We start from the raw sequence: 620 nt of genomic DNA, 5'->3' as shown, positions 1-620 counted from the left end.
TCAGTCGTCCCTTCGCCAACTCTGAAAGTACCTCAGAGCTATCCTCTCCCCGAATCATCGCCTCTAGCATGGCTCGTCCAGACTTACCCAAGGTGTTACTCGCTACGGAACTTAGCTTTATGTTAGCCCCTTCCAGCACCTTTTGTATTCGGTTTACTTCTCTCGCTCGTTCGTCTATCAGGCTCCGGCGGTAACGAATAAGTTCTCGTAGTTCACGTTGGGCTCGGTCTGGGATATAACTGGCTTGCAATAGCCCATGACGAAGCAATCCAGCTATCCACTCAGCATCTTTCACGTCCGTTTTGCGTCCTGGAACGTTCTTCATATGATTTGCGTTAACCACAAGCACCTGAAAGTCCTCTGATTCCAAGAGGTTATAGATGGGCTTCCAAAATGAAGCGGTGCTCTCCATCGCTACATGCGTACACCTGTGTTGTTTCAACCAGTCGACCATCTCCAACAGGTTTACCGTCATGGTGGAGAAGGTGTGAATTTCCTTGGCTTCCGATGTCAAGACGCATGCGACAACCATCTTCTTATGCACGTCGAGACCACAGCAACGTTCGTAGAGGATTTCCATGTAGATCCTTTCTGACGGGCTGTACAAATTGAAGGGCTGG

At 49.4% G+C, this 620-nt stretch carries 1 protein-coding gene; it reads right to left on the bottom strand.

The genetic code is table 11. The annotated features are described in order from the left end of the window. The coding region (locus J3482_RS20210; RefSeq protein WP_206923089.1) for an IS110 family RNA-guided transposase at positions 1-580 on the bottom strand (580 nt) is incomplete at its 3' end. Positions 581-620: the final 40 nt, after the last annotated feature.

It is taken from the genome of Alicyclobacillus suci (assembly GCF_017329615.1).
Classification (GTDB): domain Bacteria; phylum Bacillota; class Bacilli; order Alicyclobacillales; family Alicyclobacillaceae; genus Alicyclobacillus; species Alicyclobacillus suci.
Note: the sequence above shows the minus strand (reverse complement) of the source record. Positions and strands in the feature narration are given on the sequence as shown.